At 35.8% G+C, this 18,348-nt stretch carries 12 protein-coding genes; 2 read left to right on the plus strand and 10 right to left on the minus strand.

The window, feature by feature from the left end; genetic code table 11:
• Positions 1 to 5 precede the first annotated feature (5 nt).
• The 6 genes from OL225_RS17555 to OL225_RS17580 form a co-directional block, all read right to left on the minus strand.
• Entirely contained in the window at positions 6 to 4,571 is a 4,566-nt protein-coding gene (locus tag OL225_RS17555; protein ID WP_264519089.1) for a DUF5977 domain-containing protein, read from the minus strand.
• Complete coding sequence (locus tag OL225_RS17560; protein ID WP_264519090.1) at positions 4,568 to 6,193, minus strand: T9SS type A sorting domain-containing protein; 1,626 nt, start codon at positions 6,191 to 6,193, stop codon at positions 4,568 to 4,570. Before OL225_RS17560 ends, OL225_RS17555 begins: the two co-directional genes overlap by 4 nt.
• A gap of 276 nt (positions 6,194 to 6,469) precedes the next feature.
• Positions 6,470 to 7,927 carry a TolC family protein gene (locus OL225_RS17565; protein WP_264519091.1) on the minus strand — a complete coding sequence of 486 codons (1,458 nt, stop codon included), beginning with the start codon at positions 7,925 to 7,927 and terminating at the stop codon, positions 6,470 to 6,472.
• Positions 7,899 to 11,090, minus strand: coding sequence for an efflux RND transporter permease subunit (locus OL225_RS17570; protein WP_047377866.1), 3,192 nt, complete (start codon positions 11,088 to 11,090; stop codon positions 7,899 to 7,901). The genes OL225_RS17565 and OL225_RS17570 overlap by 29 nt, the downstream gene beginning before the upstream one ends.
• A 21-nt stretch (positions 11,091 to 11,111) precedes the next feature.
• Complete coding sequence (locus tag OL225_RS17575) at positions 11,112 to 12,194, minus strand: efflux RND transporter periplasmic adaptor subunit (protein WP_413541859.1); 1,083 nt, start codon at positions 12,192 to 12,194, stop codon at positions 11,112 to 11,114.
• A gap of 148 nt (positions 12,195 to 12,342) precedes the next feature.
• Positions 12,343 to 12,729: a hypothetical protein gene (locus OL225_RS17580; protein ID WP_047377865.1), complete on the minus strand. Its 387-nt coding sequence runs from the start codon at positions 12,727 to 12,729 to the stop codon at positions 12,343 to 12,345.
• A gap of 636 nt (positions 12,730 to 13,365) precedes the next feature.
• Here OL225_RS17580 and OL225_RS17585 point away from each other — a divergent pair.
• Complete coding sequence (locus OL225_RS17585; protein ID WP_047377864.1) at positions 13,366 to 13,758, plus strand: multicopper oxidase domain-containing protein; 393 nt, start codon at positions 13,366 to 13,368, stop codon at positions 13,756 to 13,758.
• A gap of 37 nt (positions 13,759 to 13,795) precedes the next feature.
• A complete protein-coding gene (locus tag OL225_RS17590; protein WP_264519093.1) occupies positions 13,796 to 14,230 on the plus strand; it encodes an META domain-containing protein in 435 nt (144 codons plus the stop codon).
• Between the two features lie 67 nt (positions 14,231 to 14,297).
• Here the strand turns inward: OL225_RS17590 and OL225_RS17595 are convergent, their stop codons facing one another.
• The 4 genes from OL225_RS17595 to OL225_RS17610 all read right to left on the minus strand — a co-directional run bounded on the left by OL225_RS17595 (position 14,298) and on the right by OL225_RS17610 (position 18,320).
• A complete protein-coding gene (locus OL225_RS17595; RefSeq protein WP_047377862.1) occupies positions 14,298 to 14,558 on the minus strand; it encodes a SemiSWEET transporter in 261 nt (86 codons plus the stop codon).
• 36 nt (positions 14,559 to 14,594) lie between these two features.
• Positions 14,595 to 15,629, minus strand: a complete 1,035-nt coding sequence (locus tag OL225_RS17600) for an NAD(P)/FAD-dependent oxidoreductase (protein WP_264519094.1) — start codon at positions 15,627 to 15,629, stop codon at positions 14,595 to 14,597.
• 137 nt (positions 15,630 to 15,766) lie between these two features.
• A complete protein-coding gene (gene gldN, locus OL225_RS17605) occupies positions 15,767 to 16,705 on the minus strand; it encodes a gliding motility protein GldN (RefSeq protein WP_047377860.1) in 939 nt (312 codons plus the stop codon).
• A gap of 22 nt (positions 16,706 to 16,727) precedes the next feature.
• Positions 16,728 to 18,320, minus strand: a complete 1,593-nt coding sequence (locus OL225_RS17610; RefSeq protein ID WP_264519095.1) for a GldM family protein — start codon at positions 18,318 to 18,320, stop codon at positions 16,728 to 16,730.
• Positions 18,321 to 18,348: the final 28 nt, after the last annotated feature.

An 18,348-nucleotide genomic window follows, 5' to 3' on the forward strand; every position in this document is an offset into this window, starting at 1 on the left:
AGTTTTTAATTTTTATCATATTCAAAAACAAAAGAAGCTCCTTTACCCGCAATTGCCATTCCGCCATGGTTAGGACCAGGATCAGTTACACTTGGAGTTAAAACAATACTTCCGTTTGTATTTATTGTAACTTTCCATAAAGTATGTGTACCATATTCTATAACATTATTGATGACTTTTGTGGAATTGGGTCTACAAGAAGCTGGAATACTTGCCATTGTACTATTATACCAATAGGTATTGTTTGGAGCAATTATACTCAAATTTGCTTTAAAATGCCCCGAACTTGGTTGGGTTACAAAAGAACTAGCTCCAAGTGTAATCCCGTTCTGTGACATTATATCACATCCAATATAAGTACATGGACTGTTGTTGGCTTCATTTTGACCATTGGTATTGATATCATCCATTGCTTTTTGATCAGCATCTTCCTGGCTAATATCAGAAGAGTATTTTTTTGCAGGCACTACATAGAAATAGGTATTTGATTCTGCATCTGCAGAACAATTTTTTGTAAATACTTTACTTTTTTCTACATTATAAAAGCATGGCACAGCATTAGCCTGATTTTGTCCATTAGTATTGATTTCATCTAACGCTTTTTGATTTGCGTCTGCCTGGCTTATATCAGAGGAATATTTTTTTGCAGGTACAATATAAGTATAGCTTGCAATACCTCCTGGTGGACAGTTCTTAGTGAAGGTTTGGCTTTTTTCTATATTAAAATATAAACAGACAGAATTTGCGTTAGCTACATTCTGCCCATTAGCGCTGATATCATCCAGAGCCTTCTGATCTGCATCCCATGGAGCTATTTCAGACATATATGTTTTAGCAGGAACTACATAAGTGTAAGGATTAGCAAAAGTTCCAACTGTACAGTTATTCTTGGTGAAGTTTTGTTTCTGTTCCGCATTATAATAATATAAATCGTATGTAAATGTAAAATTAACAATTGAAGAAGGGGTATATGCGGCTGTTTCGTATAAAAACTTCAACATGACATCACCATTAGATTCAACAGAAATCGACCACACCCTGTTTCTACTTGTGATTTCTCCATAACGCTTTACAGCAGGTACGCAGTTTCCATTAATTTTTCCAACTTTTACACCTTGTGATAAAAGATTTTTTATCACAATATCATCGTCTATAAATATGCCATCAAAAGTCAACTGAACGGTAACAGGAGAAATTTTAGACACACCTACAGACCAATAAGGAATGGCATCTGAAGAGCTAAAAGTACAAGTAGCGGCTACGCAATTACCATATAAATTTGCCTGCGATTGTCCATTATTCTTTAAATCAGCTAAAGCTTGTAGATTTGCATCATCTTTACTAATAGTAGAACTGTATTTTTTCTCTGGAACGATATATAAATAGCGTTCACCAACTAAACCACTAGTACAATTTTTTTTAATAAAGTAGTTTGATACTTCATCATTATAGAACAGCCCACTGACAGGTTGTTTAAATTTATATTGGTATTCTTTTAGTACCTGATTATCTGCTGAAATAATTTTATCAAGTCTATTAGTATTAGTATTGTACTTATATATTTCCCTGATTCCATTAGCAGGAGTAATACTACTAACTCCTATTAACGGATTATGAGTGTAAGTGGTTATTTGATAGTTGGTCAAATATTGATTTTTTCTAAAATCATTCAAAGCATTATTGAGAGTTTGTTCCGTTAAATCATCCACATCTGCAACAGATTTAGTTTGCAAATCAGTTATGATATTAGACATTCCAGATATTGCTAATAACGAATTATAGTCAAGACCTTCTATTTTCGCTAGAGGCAAGGTTTGATCATATCCCCATATAATACTTGTATTGGTTCCTGATTTTGTATGATATTGCAAAAGATTTCCTTTTGTATCATATTGGTCATATATAATCTCATTTTCTGATGTTTCAGAAGAAGTATCAATTGTATTTAATAGTATAGATTGCGTCTGTTTAGGTAAAAGTTTAGTATGTCCATTCCAGTTTGTACTATAACTTAGTTTGGTTTTAGCGAGTGGAACATTATTTTTATAAATTGTTGTTTCCAAAGGAATACTTAACATGTTTTTCTGAATAAGATCTGCAGAACCTGAAATATCATTAGCATATTTATAAGTTGTTTTTGATTTTGTCTGATCTGCAAAAATAGATTCTTCTGATTTTAAGTTATTGGTTAGGTTAGTATCATAGTTATAGTCAGTTTTTGTACTTATTATATTTCCGCTTAGAAAATCTGTAGTCGTTGTAGAAGTCAGAAGTTGCTGATTAAGATTGATCTTGTAATACCTGTTATATACTAGATGCTCAAAAGCTCCCCATGTTACAAATTGATCCTTATTTTGTAATTTGATAATACTATATTGATTTTCAACTTTTTTCACAGGGATTCCTTGCTCCCCCATATAGTTCGTTTTTAGCAATTTCCCTCTGTAATAACCATAATCTACATATCTAAGTGTTAAATTTTTATAACTATCCTGAACATCTGGAATAACATAATCTTTTTTAATATCTTTATCTGGCATTCCATCAGGAATATTCTCTAAATCTGAAAAATAATTTTTTTTATAGAGTTTATTATTGACCCATTCATTTACCTGTGAATAATTAACAGGATTATTCGTATATGTATTAGTATTTATGCTATTTATTGATTCATTTGGCCTTGTAATATCAAGAACAGGATTAAGAAACATATATATCTGGGGGTGATCCAAATAAACATAAGTAAAGAAAGAGTTATTAATACCACTGCTTTTAGCTGAAAGCGAACCGTTATCAGCATCCCTCTCATAAGTAAAATCTCTGATATTTTGTTCTTTTCCATCAAAATCAATTATTTTTTTTATCCTTGCACCTCCAACAATACCTGTTTGGTTTCTCATGTACTGTAAGAAATGAGAATTTGTATCTCTCCAGATTGTTTTTGAATATATATGAGGCTCATAATAAAAAGAAGAGTGTCCCCCTGTAGGATATTCAATTTTTCTTAGTAGTCCTACGTCACATAATTCAGGATTTGGATTCCTTTGATCCCCAACAATATCAGAACTTAATAAAGAATTATTAAATACATAATCAGGAGTTAATTGGTTATTTTCTGGTTTACCATTCCAATACCCCCAAAAATCAATACCAAAAGTAGCATGGTTGGGCAGATTGGAAGTTTTATAATAATCAAATGAATATTTTTTATCACCATCCATCACAGAAGAAAGGAAAAAATAATCTTTTATCCTATTGTAGTTAAAGTTAATAGCTTTTATTTCTTTATTTTGATTATTGAATACAGATACTTTATTTAATTTAAAAGATTTATATCCATAAGCATATGGAGCCCCATAATGATCAATATATGAAGTGTAAGCAGGAAACTCTGTATAATCAAACGTGATCGTTGCCACATTATCAATGATTATTTTCGCAGGGAATACCTTTTTAACCAAATTCATACTCAGCGCACCTTTAAAATTACCTTCAGGTCCCATATAATAGTTGGTCTCAGTTTTACCAGGTCTAATATCTCTTCTACCTGATACATAAAAGGTCAGGTCAAAAAAACTCTGATTTAATCCTTTGAACGTATTTTCACTATAATCTTGGGGAGGAAAATAATTACCATGACAAAACGTAGTCCAATTAGAGCCATATTTTTTGTTTTCAATAATAACATTGCGACTGTTAACGTATTCAATTTTGGATAAATACCACGACATTATTTTCATATTATAGGAAGGTGTGTATTCTGGAGTTTCGTTTAAAATTCCTAAATCATAGGAAACTTCTAGATTATCAATATCACCTCCAAAATAATATTTGTTTCCTTTTCCATCAGTAATAATAATCTGAGAAGGATCGGGCTTACAGAAAGCGTTGGGATCATTTTGAATAGTAATTCCAGATATATCTATTTTTAGATTAGGATCGTTGGATACTGCTACAGGCTTTAGATCAATACCAATGTAAAAATAACCAGAAATTCCCATGAAATTAAAATTAAATTTATCGGGCTCTAGTTCATAAAACTTTCCTATTTTCTGTTCTGGACTTAAATATGGAAAATGATAATATGGTGGACTTGTAAAAACTGAGGAGCGAGGATATTGTATATCGAAAACATCCTGATTTGTGAGCCCTAGAGATTCGACTGTTCTTGCACCTAAAAGATACCCTCCACCTGTGTGATCCCCGTCTGTAACTGGACTATGCTTAACATCATCAGGAACATTGTTAATAGTTCTGGTAATTGCTCCTCCATAATTTAGAAACCAGTCTTGCCCGACATAATTAGATTGCTTAGCAGGAATAAACCCTGAGGAATTATATGCTAAATTAAGAGCAAAGCTTTCTCCAGTTCCAGGTATTTCTGTGCTGTATAGTGGGACACCAACATCAACACTGCCCGAATAAAGATTTACGGGGGTGTTTCCGAACCTCTCCATTTCGTAGGTTTGCGGTGATTTTATATCAATAGGCTTTGGAACGTATTGTGATGATTGTCCTTGAACATTAAATAATGACACAAAGAATATACTTATTAATACTAATTTTCTCATAATTTGATCAACTTCGCGTTAGCAGTTTTATTTTCATTTGTTTTTATAGTAATCAGATAAGCTCCCTGCACCAAAGCCTGAGTATTAATCTTAGTTACTTTATTTTTAGTTTTCAGGTTCTGAAGCTGTCTTCCACTCATGTCATACAACAGAATATCAGCATCCTTAAAATCAAAGCCGATTTCTACATAAGCATAATCAGACACAGGATTTGGATAGATCTTGATATCGTATTTTTCCATCAACTGATCAACCTGCTTGTCTCCCAGCTTTACAATCTTCCAGTTCTCTTTGCCTAATTCTTCTGCACTTGTTCCTGCCAGAACAATAGAACCATCTCTGTTCAGTTTTAAATCAGAAAGTCTTTCTTCTTTTTGTCTGGATTCTCCTTTTACATGCTTTCTCCACTGTTCATTGCCATTCTGATCCAAATACAGCATCCAGAAAGTTTCATCATCGGCTTGTATTCTTCCTTCTGCCTGAGTATAGCCTCCTAATAGGATTCCTTTGGAAGACTTATCATCTGCTGAATGAAGAACGCTGATTCCCATCAAAATATCCCTATTTTTGAAGTTGTAAGATTTCTGCCACTGCTCCTCTCCTCTTTCATTTAAAGAAATCAGCCAAAGATCTGTTCCTTCTTCAATACCTACAGTTTTATTTCCTGATCTTTCTGATCTGGATTCTCCACCAATGATGAAGCCATTTGAAGTTAGAGCTAGCGTTCTGATGTGATCATCTCCTTTCCCTCCAAAGTTCTTTTCCCATTCTACTTTTCCATTTTTATCGAGTTTTACGATCCAGTAATCACCTTCTCCGAAGTTTTCAGTTTGTTTCGAGTTTCGGGATACGGGATTCGAGTTTTGAACGTTTGACACAGAACCCACACCTCGCATCTCAGAACCCTTTTCAGATCCCGAAATACGAACCTCGGAACTCCTCGAATAGATCCCTAACAATGCTCCTCCATCTTTCGTTGGAATCATCGTTTCTACTTCGTCTAAGCCTTTTCCGCCTAAGACTAATTGGGAGAGTTCTTTTCCGTTTTTATCGATTCTGGTAATTAAGACGTCTTTGGAACCATAACCTTTTGAAGAGTTTTGAACATTCCCTGCAACAAAGAATCCTAAATCTGTAGTTTGAATCACAGCTCTTGCTTCTTCGTCTGAGGAGCTTCCTAAAGTTTTCTGCCACAATTCATCTCCAAATTCATTGATTCTGATCAACCAGATATCTGACCCGCCTTTCGAGTCCTCTTTTTTATCCAATCCCTTTCCTGAATAGGAAGTTCCGGCTAATAAAAATCCACCATCTTGTGTGGTTACTGTTGCTGATAAATAATCATGATTTGATCCCAAGAAGTATTTCTCCCAGGCTTCTTCTCCCTGCTGATTCAATTTTACCAGATGGAAATCATAACCATTGTTTTGTTTGCTCGTTTGCTGTAATTTGTCGCTCTGAATCGAGCTTCCCGTTATCAGATACTGCTGATCAATAGTTGTGGTGACCTGGCTAAGAAAATCCTGAGTAGAGGATTTGATATCTTTTTGCCATACCACTTCCTGGGCAGAGATACTCAGGACCGTGCATAAGATGAATGCACCGAGGTAGATTTTTTTCATTCCCGTATTGTTGTTTTTTGAGTTAGTAATTAGTTTCTTAAAACTGCGCGAATTTAACACTTTTTAAGACATGAAAATTATTTTAATGTGGTATGCTGTAAATCATACTATTTATTGTTAAATCCTCTTTAAAACATATTAAACTTGTCTTATTCTATTACAAAACTATCTTAACATTGCGACAAAACCTGTCGCATTAAAAACAAAAAAGGGCCAACTCAAAAGAATTGACCCTTCCAAAAAACATTAACTGTTTATTGATAGAATTATGATGTTTTATTTCCAGCCTCCACCTAAACTTTTATAGATGTCAACTACTGTGCTGAGCTGTTTCTGTTTTGCCTCAATAAGTTCCATTTTAGCATCCAAAGCATCTCTTTGATTCAAAAGAACTTCAAGATAATCTGCTCTGGAATTACGGAATAACTGATTGGCAATATCAATAGACTGATCCAGGGCTTTGGTTTCCTGTGATTTCAACTGATAATACTGATCTATATTTTTAACCTTTGACATCAGATTGGCAACATCCAGATAAGCATTCAAAATGGTTTTATCATATTCGTACAACGCCTGAACCTGTTTTGCATCTGCTGTCTGGAAATTCGCTTTTATGGCACTTTTGTTAATAAGTGGTCCTGCCAATTCACCTGCCAGATTATAAGCAATGGATTCAGGTAATTTAACAAGATAAGATGGTTTGAAAGCCTCCAACCCTAATGTTGCAGAAATTTCCAGAGAAGGATAAAACTCTTTTCTTGCTGCTTCCACATCCAGCTTTGATGCTTTTAATTCCAGTTCTGCCCGCTTGATATCAGGACGGTTTGCCAATAGCTGTGATGGAATTCCGGTATAGACTGTCGGAGGAATCGTAGACATAAAGTTTTCCTTTGTTCTCACAATGGGCTGTGGATATCTTCCCAAAAGCGCATTAATTCCGTTTTCCTTCTCAGTGATCTGTTGGCGGATTGTATATTCTGCAGCCTTAGATTTCGCCAATTCTGCTTCAAATTTTTTCACTGCCAGCTCTGTTGCAGCTGCAGCTTCTTTCTGAATTTTGGAAATTTCCAATGCTCTTTGCTGAAGTTTGATATACTGCTGTATGATATCCAACTGATTATCAAGAGCCAGTAATTCATAATAATTGTCTGCAACTTCTTCAATAAGATTAGACAGAACAAAGTTTTTCCCTTCTACTGTAGAAAGATAATGAGCTACTGCAGATTCCTTTTCAGTTCTGAGTTTTTTCCAGATATCAATTTCCCAGCTTGCATTTAATCCCGCTTCAAAATTCCCAAGTGGATCTGGCATTTCTTTCCCAGGCTCTATTTCTGTAGTAGCATCGCCAGCCCCTTCACTGGTATAGCGGCCAGCTTTTTTTAGCCCGGCACCTATTCCCGCAGAAACAGTAGGAGTAAGCCTTCCTTTTTTAGCTAAAACACCACTTTTCGCAATTTCAATCTCCTGAAGGGTAATTAATAGTTCCTGATTATTTTTTAAAGCAGTTTCAATCAGGGTTACCAGGTTTGGATCCGTAAAGAATTGTCTCCATGGAGTTGTTCCACTATTGTTATTGGCATCCTGCTGCTCTTCCTGATTAAAGTTCTGAGGAATATTTTCTTTTACTTCGTCTTTTATGACAGTCGCCATGGGTGCCTTACAACTTGCAAGAACAAGTGATAAGGCAATGGCTGTGATTATATTTTTAGTCTTCAAATTTTCCATCATGTTCATAAGGTTCAGTTTGTTCTGTTAAAGGATTCTCTTCTTCATATTTCGCCAGCCTGGACTTGTCTGCAATCGTTCCGAAGATGTAATATAATCCTGGGATAATCATCAATCCGAAAATGGTTCCGATCAACATCCCTCCTGCCGCTGCAGTACCAATTGTCCTGTTACCAACTGCTCCCGGCCCTGTTGCAATAACCAATGGAATCAAACCGGCAATGAATGCAAACGATGTCATCAGAATCGGACGGAAACGAATGGCTGCACCTTCAATAGCCGCTTTTGCTACAGGAATTCCTTCTTCTGCTTTTTTCTGTACGGCAAACTCAACAATCAACACCGCATTTTTACCCAAGAGCCCGATGAGCATGACCATGGCCACCTGTGCATAAATGTTATTTTCCAATCCTAAAAGTTTTAAGCATAAAAACGCTCCGAAAATACCTACCGGAAGGGATAAAATTACCGGAAGCGGAAGGATAAAACTCTCATATTGTGCAGAAAGAATCAGATAAACAAATCCTAAACATACCAGGAAGATAAATACAGCTTCATTTCCACGGCTTACTTCATCTTTTGAAATACCCGCCCAGTCGATACCAAAACCTCTTGGAAGTGTTTTATCTGCGACTTCCTGAATAGCCTTAATCGCTTGTCCACTACTATATCCGGGTGCCGGAGTTCCACTCACCTCTGCAGAGTTATACATATTATGTCTTGTGATCTCAGACAGTCCATATACCTTTTCCAATCGCATGAAGTCTGAGTAAGGAACCATTTGATCTTTATCATTTTTAACATACAGTTTCAACAGATCTGTTGGCAGAGCACGGTATTGAGGTCCTGCCTGAACAATTACCTTATAAGGTCTGTCAAAACGGATGAAACTCGTCTCATAGTTGGACCCGATCAATGTAGATAAGTTGTCCATTGCTTTTTCAATGGTTACTCCTTTTTGTTCTGCAAGATCATTATCAATCTTGAGCATATATTGTGGGAAACTCGCGGAATAGAATGTAAATGCCGATCCAAGTTCCGGACGTTTTTTAAGCTCCTTCACAAAGTCATTACTCACCTGCTCCATTTTATGATAGTCTCCGCTTCCTGCTTTATCAAGCAGACGAAGTTCAAACCCACCGGCAGCTCCATATCCCGGAACGGAAGGCGGTTGGAAAAATTCTATATTGGCACCTGGGATATTCTTCGCTTTTTCCTCAAGTTTTTCTATGATTTCAGCGGCGGATTCTTTACGTTCTTCCCAGCTTTTAAGGTTGATCAGACAAGTTCCAGAGTTGGATCCGGTACCTTCTGTCAAAATCTCATATCCTGCCAGAGATGAAACAGACTGCACGCCGTCAATATCTTCAGATTCTCTTAAAAGTTCTTTAGCAATCTGATTGGTTCTTTCTAATGTAGATCCCGGAGGAGTCTGGATAATAGCATAGATCATTCCCTGATCTTCAGCCGGAATAAATCCTGAAGGCAAAGAGTTACTCAGGAAGAATGTACAGGCACAGAATGCTAGCAGTAACGGTAATGTGATTGTTTTTTTCGTCACTGTTTTATTCAGCATCTTCTCATATTTCCCTGCTCCTTTTGTAAAGATGTTATTGAATTTATCCAGGAAAATCGTAACCGGAGTTTTCTTTTTAGGCTTTCCGTGGTTATTTCTTAAGATCAACGCACACAATGCCGGTGTTAAAGTAAGTGCCACAACTCCGGATAAGATAATGGATGAAGCCATTGTAATAGAGAACTGACGGTAAAATACTCCTACAGGTCCGGACATAAATGCAATCGGAATAAATACGGATGCCATTACCAATGTAATTGCGATAATTGCCCCACTGATTTCATGCATTGCTTCTTCTGTTGCCTTCAATGGAGAAAGGTGTTTTTCTTCCATCTTGGCGTGTACGGCTTCAATTACCACAATCGCGTCATCTACTACAACCCCGATTGCCATTACCAGGGCAAAGAGGGAAATCATATTCAGGGTAATTCCAAAGGCAGACATTACAGCGAATGTTCCTACCAATGAAACCGGAACGGCTAACGCCGGAATCAATGTTGAACGCCAATCTCCAAGGAATAAAAATACCACAATAGCAACCAAAACGAAGGCCTCAAATAAGGTATGGATTACTTTTTCCATAGAGGCATCCAGGAATCTGGAAACGTCATAACTGATATCGTAATGCATCCCTTTAGGGAAGTTATTCTTTTCAAGATCCTTCATCAATGCTTTTACGTTTTTGATAACGTCACTTGCATTAGATCCGTAGGATTGTTTTACCGTAATTGCCGCGGATGGTTTTCCGTTCAATGTGGAATAAATATCATACATGGAGCTTCCGAATTCTATGTCTGCAACATCTTTCAGTCTTACAGATTCTCCATCCGGCTTTGCTTTTAAGATAATGTTCCCATAATCTTTTTCGTTATTGAAACGTCCCGGATATTTTAATACATATTCAAATGACTGAGAGCGTTTTCCTGAACTTTCTCCCGTTTTACCCGGAGAAGCTTCCAAACTCTGCTCATTCAGAGATTCCATTACTTCATCAGCTGAAATATTATAAGCTGTTAATCTATCTGGTTTAAGCCAGATACGCATTGCATATTCACGGGTTCCCAGGATATCGGCAAAACCAACACCGCTTACCCTTCTCAATTCAGACATTACGTTAATATCTGCATAGTTGAAAAGGAATTTCTGGTCAGCTTTAGGATCATCACTGTACAGGTTAATATACATCAACATGTTCGGTTCCTCACGAGTGATTTTCACCCCTTCACGTACTACAAGAGGAGGAAGTTTATTCACCACTGAAGATACACGGTTCTGAACGTTTACTGCAGCTACGTTGGGATCTGTTCCCAGGTCAAATACAATCTGAATGGAAGCTTCCCCATCATTTCCGGCATCCGAGGTCATATATTTCATACCCGGAACCCCGTTTAATCCTCTTTCCAAAGGGATAACTACGGATTTAATCAACAATTCGTTGTTAGCTCCGGGATATTCTGCGGTAATATTTACTTTAGGCGGAGAAATGGATGGGAACTGCGTCACGGGAAGTTTTACCAGTGATAATATCCCCATAAATACAATAATCAATGAGATTACTATAGACAGAACTGGTCTGCGAATGAATTTCTTAAACATACTACTTCATTTTAGAGACCACTACTCTGCTTTTAATTTCAATGATTGAAGAACTTTCTTAGGGTCCTGGAATTTTGTTTTCACCTTTTGGTCATCCTTCACTTTCTGAACTCCTTCCAAAAGGATCTGATCTCCTTTTGATATTCCTGAACCTACTACATAAAGATCCGGAAGTTCATAAGCTATTTTGATATTTCGGGATTTCGTTACTCCGTTTTTATCAACCACAAATACATATTTCTGATCCTGAATCTCATAAGTAGCTTTCTGAGGAATAATTAATGCATTATGAACAGGCATTGACATCTGTATTTTCCCTGTTTCGCCATTTCTCAAAAGCTTATCAGGATTCGGGAACTTGGCACGGAACGCAATATTACCTGTTTCGTTATCAAATTCTCCTTCTATGGTTTGGATTTCACCTTTCTGCAAATAGGTTTCTCCATTCGCTGTGATCAGGGATACCTGATTGCTTCCTCTGTCTGCAGCGTGAGTCTGATAACTTAAATATTCCGGTTCAGAAACGTTAAAGTAAGTATAGATACTTGTGTTATCTGACAATGAAGTCAGCAAATCACCTTCATCTACAAGACTTCCAAGTTTCAAAGGAATTCTGTTGATAACACCAGAGAACGGTGCTTTGATATCAGTAAATGAAAGATGGATCTGAGCCAGTTTCATTTCAGCATTAGCAGCATCCAGCTTGGCTTTTGCCATTGCTTTTTCATTTTTAGAAACAATATTGTTTCCTGCTAATGTACTTGCATTTTTCAATTCGATAGAAGCCTGTTCTACCTCTGCTTTTGCTTTTAATAATTCTGCCTGGTACAATTTAGGCATGATTCGGAACAATGTCTGTCCCGCCTGTACGTATTGTCCTTCATCTACAAAGATTTTTTCCAGGAAACCTTTTTCCTGAGCTCTTACTTCAATGTTTTTTACAGATTGAATCTGGGCTACATATTCTTTGTTGATTACAGTGTCCATTACTACAGGAGATGTCACCGGATATACGGTAACTTCTTCTTTTTCTTCTTTTTTCTTATTGCAGCCAACCGCCAACAGAAGGGCACTCAGCGCAATTCCCGAAGCAACTCTCTTTATCATAATTCTAGAGTTTATATAAATCGTTAATGTTTTGATAGAAATAAAAACGGTAATAAAAGGGGGTACGATGTGATGATTACCAGCATACACAACGCAAAGTATTTCTACCCGGAATCAGGTAGAAAATGAGTAGATTGATGAAATTTTAAATTCTAATAGAACGGATAAGAATAAATCTTTTGGTGGCAAAGCCAAGAATAAAGCCATGAATATCAGGTCTAAACCTTTTATGGCTTTTTAACCCAAAAATATAAACCAGGCTGAAAACTCCTGCAAAAACAACAATAGCCTGCCATACATCAGACAGCTGGAAATCATTTTCTGCAAGTTCTAATGTGGAATTGTCTACGGTATCGGCCATCTGCTGAACAGAAAGTTTTTCAAAAGTCTGATTAAGACGGTTGGCTCTTTTCGGCAGATGATGAGAAACATGACCTGAATAGTCATTTCGAAGAGTTTTAACGTTGAGTCTGCTTTCTACTACAAAGAGCAGAAAAAGACCAGTTAAAAAGTATACTATAAAGTTTCTCATTTTGAAGTTGCAAATGTACACCCAGATTATGATATTATCATCATGGATTAACAAAATTTAACTCTTCTTTAAAATACCTGAATATAAAAAGGTAATAAATATTAAATTTCTCTTTTATTCAAGCATAATTCGGGCAATCCTGATATCTAATCTATGCAGGTTTCAATTTTCAAAAACTAAGCCACTTTTGTTGATTTAAGGAAATTTTAATTTTAAAGCTGTTGCGTTTTTGAACATTTAAGTGACCTGGTACTCTATTTTAAAAGTTTCTATACTCTAACCTAAACTTTATCATAAATTAGAATTATTAACATTTACTTATTGTTACTCTCTTCTTTTTGAATTATTTTTGCCGAAAATTTACACAACAAATGATAAACGAAAAAAAAACACTTTATACTCTTGAGAATAAGATGGTTAAAAATCCCGCATTAACAACCATTATCCCCACTTTTCTACAATAATTATTACTTTCAGTTTTGTGAATAATGTTTCAAAAAACAGTGAGTTAAAATCAAAAAAATTTAAATTTACTGTTACTTTATGTAAAATTAACATATATTTATTAAAAATATTTGTAAATTTATATAGTATTAATATCATAATTCATGAAACACTTTAAAATCACTTATCACTATGAAAAAATTATTAACACCAATCCTTTTGGGATTGACCATTCTTTCCCTAACAGCGTGTAAACATCCCGGAAAAGAAGCTGAAACCATTACCGCTGCTACTCCCGAAAACACAGACGAAATTTTCAAAGATGTGTATGTTGACAGCTATGGAGAAAAGATAGAAGTAACCATCAACAACACTAAAAATACCGCAACAATACATTTAAACGGTAAAACTTTTGACCTTAAAAAAAGCGATGCTTTACCTGAGTATACAGCCTCCAATGAAGAGTATCAATATTCTGATATTAAAGGAAATATAACTTTCCTTAAAAAGAATGTAGACATGGTGCTGTTCCATCTTAAACAGGCAAAAAAAGAGTCTGGACCGGCAAAAATGGCATCGTATTAGCATAAGGAATAGCATTCAACTAAAAAAAATAAACATTATGAAAAGTTTATATTATTATTTATCGGTACTTGTTATCGCAACATTTCTTGTTGTTTCATGTAAAACACAAAACGCACAAAAAGCGACTACTGATATTACTGGAAAAACATGGAAACTTACAGAGCTTAACGGGAAACCAATTGAACTTAAAAACCCTAAAAACAATCCTCATTTCAAACTTAATATGGATGGAATGAGATATGAAGGTCATGCCGGATGTAACGGATTTGGAGGAACTTTCGAGATCAAACCTGAAATCATGAGAATAAAATTCAATCAGGGAATGTCTACGATGATGGCTTGTGAAGATCTGGATATTGAAAACCAGTTTACAAAAGCAGTCCTTGCTGCAGATAACTACTCTGTAAATGGAAATACGCTTACATTAAACAAGGCAAGAATGGCTCCTTTAGCTAAATTTGTTCTTCAGTAATTGAATCTTTTATAGTAAAAATATAAAGACACCTTTTTGATAAGGTGTCTTTTTCATTTATATAGGATTACTCTTTTTTATTGTACATTATATAGCAAATCAAAAGGCTTATATTCACAAGAACTGCAAATGAATTTGACAAAATAATTGGCAGCTCATCTTTTTCAAAACCATACCATACCCACAACGAAAGTCCTGAAATAAGGACCAGAAGCATGAGCAGAGAGATATCTTCTACATTTTTTTCTCTGATCACCTTTACAAGCTGCGGAATCATCGAAACCGAAGTAAGAAAACCGGCAATGATTCCTAATATATTTTCGTCCATTTATTTTACAATTTTGAATATTTATGCCAGGAAATGCTATTGAAACCTCTTAGATGAAACTTCTTCATGCAACGGAGTACCGTCTTCAATAAAACGGAATAAATCCCTGGAAAAATAGCAGCCATTGAGAATACCGCGGGCGCCCATTCCATTAAAAACATATAAATTATTCCATGTTTCATGTCTTCCGATGATTGGCCTTCTGTCTTTTACAGTAGGACGGAAGCCAAAATGTACTTCCTCGACTTCAAAATCATAAGGATAAAATTCAGAAAGCCCGTTGACCAGTTGAGAGACTGCAGAATCATCAATATGGTGGTGAAGCTGGTCTCTGTCGTAAGTTCCGCCATAAAAATAAAGTCCGTTTCCGGTTGGAAATAAGAAATGTTTCTTTTTAATGGTGATGTTTTCCGGAATCGGTTGGGAAAGTTTCACTTTTATATGATGTCCTTTATTGGGAACCACCGCTGTTTCTGAAAAGTATGGATTATCTTTCACTCCCATTCCTTCGCAAAAAATAATATTTTTGAAATAAAAATCTTTATAAACGGATTCAGAAGGGTTCAATTTGGTATAATCGAATCTTTCTTTTACCAAATGATCATTTTTTTCCAAATAATTGAATAAACCGCTAAAAAAACCATTAACATTGAGTCTGGCAGACTGATTCACCTTTCCGGTCTGAAAATCGTTTTTTACCCCGTTTAAACGATCAAAATTTTCATCAAGAAAAGCCGATAATTCTTCATTTCCTGATTTCTTTAACCAAAGATTCTGTTCATTCTCATCATGAAAAATTCTATGGATGGGAGCATTGATCAGATAATTTTCTCCGGTATAAGATTCTATTTCTTTAAGACTGTCTTTAAGATAGTTTATTTGTTCCTGTGCTTTCCAGAATGTGGTAAACTTTTTAAGAACAACGGGATTGATAATTCCGGCAGAAATCTGTGAAGCACTTTTTCTTCCTTCAGAAAAGATCACAAACGATTTATTGTTCTTAATTAGCTGATGAGCCAGGAAAAGCCCTGCATATCCGTCTCCTACAATAATATAATCTACATTTTTCATGAGAAATTTCATTTATTTAAAGGTCATATGTAATCGCCTATGTCATTGATTATTGATCGGCAATAAACAAAGGGTGATTTCATAATAAAAAAACCTGAGTAAAAATACTCAGGTTTTCTATAAATATCAAGTGAAATCTAGTAATTCCACATATCATTTTCCATATCAAGAATCTGCGATTTGATTCTATCGCTTTCTTCCAGCTGTTCTTCAGCATTTCTAGGAATATAGTCTTTGATTGTACCATCTCCTAAACCGCTTGAAGACTTGTAGATAATAGAAGAGAATCTTCTTGCATTGATGATATCATCAAAAGATAGGTCTGCAGAAGAATTTTTTCTATTGAAAACATAATTGTTTGCTAAAATATCACGAGCACTTGGATAATAGATCCAGAATAAGTCGATCAATTCATCAGCACCAGCTAAAGGCTGACCGTCAGGACCGATTCTTCCAACAGATGTAGGATCTGGTCCCATAGCTGCGATACCCAAAGGTCTGTATTTCATCTGACCGTCTCTCTTATCGATGAACCACATACCCATCACTTTAAGAACTTTCACTTTATCAGTTGTTGTTCTGATGATATCTGTTAATCTTTTTTTCTCATCTTCTGTAAGGGTTCTTCCAGAGTTAAGAATATCAATTGCTTCTTCGTCAAGTCTTACACTTTCCAATCTTTTCTGAATAGCTTCAGGTGAAAGTCTTGTCACAAAGTTTTCGTCATCATAAACTTCCTTAATGTCTCCTTTAAGAGCTCCATCAAGTAATAACTGATATAAAGATCTTGTAGAACTTGAAAGAAGACCATCCGGATTGTCATAATAGAATGGCTGGTTGATCTTATCATTCATATCAATGATTTCCCAAACAAACATACTTTTGTAAATATCTTTGTCATCAACGAAACCATATTCAAGAGGCTTTACTTTATTGCTGATAACAGTATCCCCTGCTTTTCTCATTGATTCAGATCTCATTTGTCTAAATTCCTCGGGAGAAGCAGCATTCAGAATAGTCTGGGAAAACGCGAATCCCGAAACTAAAACCAAAAGGGTGCTAATATATTTTTTCATAATATGATTTTACAAATTAACCTTATTGTACATTAATAATTACAGGTGAAATTTCCTTAAGTCTCTGGTTACCCAATCCTGTAGCCGTTGCCTGAATATCATAGATCTGAACTACATCACCAGGTCTTAGGTTTCTAAGCATACCTTCTGCTCCTGATAATGAGCTACCTTGAATCAGAGTACCTGCTTTTCCTGGAAGCTTGATAATGAAGCTGTTCACAGTAAACGAAACAGGGAAGTCAAAGTCAGGTAAAGTAGCTGATACAATCTGGTTAGGTATAGAACCTGCCGGCATAAAGTTTACAGCCTTACCTCTGATCTGACCCTGAGGTCTAGGAATATTCTTAATTCTGTACTCAAATACCTGAGAAACTGTCTTACCATATGGATCTGTTCCTGATAATGTTAACTTCACTACATTTCCTGTAGTAGGAGTTACATCCCATTTACCTGGACCTTTACCTTTCACAGTAGCACCTGCAGCAGATAATGAAAGTTTAGAATTGTCAGCACCTAAGATTGATCCTGAAACAGGGTTCTCAAGTCCTCTATACATTACATTCATTTTATCGGCAGAAAGCAATAATCCTTTTTCAAGTTTTACTTCTCTAGGTCCTGCGATTACATTATAAGTATGTGTCCAAGGGAAAGATTGCGGCTTACCTGAAGCATCTGTTAATGTAATTGTACCTCCTAATTTATGTTCACCAATTCCAGAACCTGAAATTTGCGTAATACCTTTACCATTCTCCACTCTGCTTACACCAGAGATACTGATTTTGTTACTGTTAGAATATGTTCCTAACATTACTTTTACTTCAGCCTGTTTTCCTGCCTGGATATCAACCGGACCTGAAACAATAGGCTCGTAGCTTGAGAATTTAATATTCGCATCTACTTTTTCCTGAAGCAATAGAGCTAATGCATCAGATTGTACGTTTCTGGCATCATTTTGGATAATCTCCAAATTAGATATTGCAGCAATTAGCGGCTGATGATAAAATTTATTCTGGAACCAAGTCTTTTCATTTGGAGATGTCCCTTTAGGATATTCCGCAATAAGAGACTTGTTAGCTCTTGCCACTAAATCCTGTAGCTGAGCATTGCTTCCAAAAGTAGTATTGATGTAGTTTCTTACATCATCAATTTTAGCTTTCAGATCTAATGCATTCTTTGAAGGAGTATTTTCATCACCTTCTTTGAAGAAATATTCAGTAGTTGCTTCGTTGTTATTAAGTGCAGCAAAGTTTTCACTTACATCAATATCTTTTCCTGTTTTAGGATCTTTATCATGAAATTCAGATTGTTTTTTCAACAAATCTTTAACATCCTGAGCAGATTTCACTAACGCATCAATTTTGGTTTTCAATACTTTGTACTGAGCCCAAGGCTGCGCGTAGGTATCCGGAACTTGCTGAGCCTTAGCTTCCAATGTTCTTTCAAAGATCTTCTCGTTCTTTTTTTCTGTTAAAGTTCTGGTTTCATTCAATGCTCTGGTAGAGTCATAGTATGATCTGATGATTTCTGCATCAATATTTAGGGCCATCATCGCGATGAACACCAAATACATCAGGTTGATCATCTTCTGACGAGGGGTCTGTTTTCCTTGTGCCATTCTCTTTTCTTTGTTTTTTGATTAAGTA

Source organism: Chryseobacterium viscerum (assembly GCF_025949665.1).
Lineage (GTDB): Bacteria > Bacteroidota > Bacteroidia > Flavobacteriales > Weeksellaceae > Chryseobacterium > Chryseobacterium viscerum_A.

Coding starts and splice junctions, on each gene's coding strand:
- OL225_RS17555 (WP_264519089.1), bottom strand. CDS start 4,571: ATGAGAAAATTAGTATTAATAAGTATATTCTTTGTGTCATTATTTAAT.
- OL225_RS17560 (WP_264519090.1), bottom strand. CDS start 6,193: ATGAAAAAAATCTACCTCGGTGCATTCATCTTATGCACGGTCCTGAGT.
- OL225_RS17565 (WP_264519091.1), bottom strand. CDS start 7,927: ATGAACATGATGGAAAATTTGAAGACTAAAAATATAATCACAGCCATT.
- OL225_RS17570 (WP_047377866.1), bottom strand. CDS start 11,090: ATGTTTAAGAAATTCATTCGCAGACCAGTTCTGTCTATAGTAATCTCA.
- OL225_RS17580 (WP_047377865.1), bottom strand. CDS start 12,729: ATGAGAAACTTTATAGTATACTTTTTAACTGGTCTTTTTCTGCTCTTT.
- OL225_RS17585 (WP_047377864.1), top strand. CDS start 13,366: ATGAAAAAATTATTAACACCAATCCTTTTGGGATTGACCATTCTTTCC.
- OL225_RS17590 (WP_264519093.1), top strand. CDS start 13,796: ATGAAAAGTTTATATTATTATTTATCGGTACTTGTTATCGCAACATTT.
- OL225_RS17595 (WP_047377862.1), bottom strand. CDS start 14,558: ATGGACGAAAATATATTAGGAATCATTGCCGGTTTTCTTACTTCGGTT.
- OL225_RS17600 (WP_264519094.1), bottom strand. CDS start 15,629: ATGAAAAATGTAGATTATATTATTGTAGGAGACGGATATGCAGGGCTT.
- gldN (WP_047377860.1), bottom strand. CDS start 16,705: ATGAAAAAATATATTAGCACCCTTTTGGTTTTAGTTTCGGGATTCGCG.
- OL225_RS17610 (WP_264519095.1), bottom strand. CDS start 18,320: ATGGCACAAGGAAAACAGACCCCTCGTCAGAAGATGATCAACCTGATG.